The sequence below is a fragment of the Geomonas sp. genome (genome assembly GCF_056994735.1).
Window position 1 is genome coordinate 1 of the sequence record NZ_JBXKJL010000281.1, and the last position, 2,709, is coordinate 2,709.

1 protein-coding gene is annotated in these 2,709 nt (G+C 62.6%); it reads right to left on the reverse strand.

Annotated elements, in window-relative coordinates:
• Nucleotides 1–2,709 (reverse strand): choice-of-anchor tandem repeat GloVer-containing protein (locus AC11W3_RS12090; protein WP_484093085.1); only part of this gene is annotated, 2,709 nt, incomplete at both ends.

Genomic DNA, 2,709 nt, shown 5'->3' on the forward strand with positions numbered 1-2,709 from the left:
CTGCCCGCGGGTGTTCGGGTTGCCCGGACAGTAGTTCCCGCCGCCGCAGCCGCTCGTGATCCCTTCGGCCGAGAGCTGCTCGATCCAGTCGGCAAAGAGGCTCGGGCACGAGACGTCGCCGAAGATGCCTGTGCACCCCGGCGGCGCGTAACCCGTGCCGTGCTCCGCCTTCAGAAGGAACACCGCCATCTGTGCTCGCGTCACCGGGGTCGACGGGCAGTAGTTGCTTCCTCCGCAGCCCGCCGTAATCCCCTCGGCCGCAAGCTGCTCGATCCAGTCGGCAAACATGCCGGGGCAGGGGACATCCGCGAAGAAACCGTTGCAGGGGGGCGGCAGGAAGCTCGAGCCGTGCTCGGCCTTGAGGAGAAAGACCGCCATCTGCGCACGCGTGACCGCCGCGTCCGGACAGTAGCTGCCTGATCCACAGCCCGCGGTGATGCCGGCCCGGAAAATCTTCTCGACGAAGTCGTGGAAGGGGTCGGTCTGCGGCACGTCCAGGAAGTCGGCGAAGAAGGCCTTCGGACGCGTCGCCGTCGCGGTACGCGAGCCCGGGTTGGTGACCGAGACATCGTTCAGTGTCCCCGCCGGGAGTGCGGGTGTCGAGAGATAGAGAAAGGTCGGATCGAGAACGGTCGGGTCCGAGCCGGACACCCCTCCCACTGCAACGGTCGCGTCCGGGCTGAACCCGCCCCCGAGAAGATCGAGGACGGTGCCGCCCGACGCGGGGCCGGAGGTGGGCGTCATCTGGTTGAGAGCCATGGCGGCGTTGCTCAGGCGGAAAATGACGCCCGCGCCGGCGAATGGACCACCGGGCGCCGAGCCGTAGAGGTTTCCGTCGGAGGCTTGAATGACCCCTACGGTCGGATTGTTGCCGTCGAATCGATTGAAACTGTGGACCACGACGACGTTGCCCGAGGGCTCCATCCGAAACACCGTGCCTTGCTGGGCTAATTGACCGTGGGGCGCTCCCCCGAGAAAGGTCGTCCCGTAATAGTTGCCGTCAGAGGCCTCGACGAGACCGTCATAAGGGACATCCCCGTCGGATTCGTCGAATTTCCTGAAGTAGTGAACGGTGGAGAATCCACCGAGAGAATCAATCTTGAAGATGGTTCCGTCGACGTAAGAAGTCGTTCCGTACAGATTTCCGTCGGAGCCCTCGATCAGAGGGGCCTGAGGGTTCGCTTCTTCGATGCTGTCGAAGCTGTGCAGGAGCGCGAAGGATCCACTGGAGGATAGGACGAACACCGTACCAAGGAACCCTTCGCCGCCGTTGAGGGTGGTACCGTAAAAGTTGCCATCCGACGCCTGGATAAGAGGCGCCACGGGGTTCGAGCCGTTGGCATCGTCGAAACTGTGGAGCGTGGAAACGCTTCCGGAAGGATCCATCCTGAAAATTGTGCCCGTTTCGTATTCGCCACCACCACGGGTCGTGCCATAGAAATCCCCGTCCATCGCTTGAACCAGAGCGGCTTGGGGAACGGCGCCATCCGCACCGCTGAAGCTGTGCAGCGTCGTGACGGCTCCGGACATTTCCACTCTGAACGCGGTACCGAGGCCGTACGCGCCGCCGTATCGGGACGTACCGTAGAACTTGCCGTCCGTTGCCTGAATGAGTGCGGAGTACGGGCCGCTGCCCTCGGGGCCCGCGAAACTGTGCAGGATCGTCAGGTTGCCGCTCGCGTCCATCCGGAAAACGGTTCCGGCGCCGTTATCGCCCCCGCTGCTCGATGTGGCGTAGAAATTCCCGTCCGTAGCCTGCAAGAACTTACTCAAATCCCCAAGAACTGCCTCGTCGCGCTCGAAGCTGAGCAGGGTGGTCAGCCCCCCGGAGTCATCGGTCACGAACACGACACCCACTCCGCCAGCGCCACCGCTGTTCGTGATGCCGTAGAAGTTGCCTTCCCCACTCGGGACGAGTGCAGCGACAGGGTGCGACCCTTCGCTGCCGCTGAAGCTGTGGAGCGTCGTGACGCTCCCGGCCGCTGTCATCCGAAAGGTGGTACCTAAATTGCCGCTCCCGCCTCCGGACGTTGTGCCGTAGAAATCGCCACCGCTCACCTGGATGAGAGCGAGAGGAGATACGCCGTCACTACCGTTGAAGCTATGGATGGAGGAGAAGCTGCCGGAGGAATCGATCTCGAAGACGGTACCCTTGCTGTTTGCCCCACCTCCGCTGGTTGACCCAAACAGGTCACCGCTGATGGCCTGGATGAGGGCAACGGAAGGCCCCGAGCCATCCGCTCCAGCGAAACTGTGAAGTGTCGTGACGGTGCCGGAGACATCCATCTTGTAAACCGTGCCCAGATTGTTCGGCCCGCCCATGAAAGTCGTGCCGTAGAAACTACCGTCAGTCGCCTGGAGTAAAGCGCCCCAAGGCGAGGACCCGTCGATGTACTGATCGAAGCTGTGGAGAGTGGTCAATGTTCCGGACACGTCCATCCTGAAGACGGTCCCATCGCCATGCAATCCGCCCGAGGATGTCGTTCCGTAGAGATTCCCGTCGGAGGCCTGAATCAGAGCGGCGTGCGGTAACGCCCCGTCGGGCAGCCCGCTGAAACTGTGTAACGTGACGAAGTCACCGGATGAATTCATCTTGAAAACGGTGCCGTAGTCGTTCTCTCCGCCGGTGAGAGTCGTGCCATAGAAGTCCCCACTAGTGGCCTGCATGAGGGTGATGTACGGTGCCCAGCCCCCGGGCCGAGGGCCAAA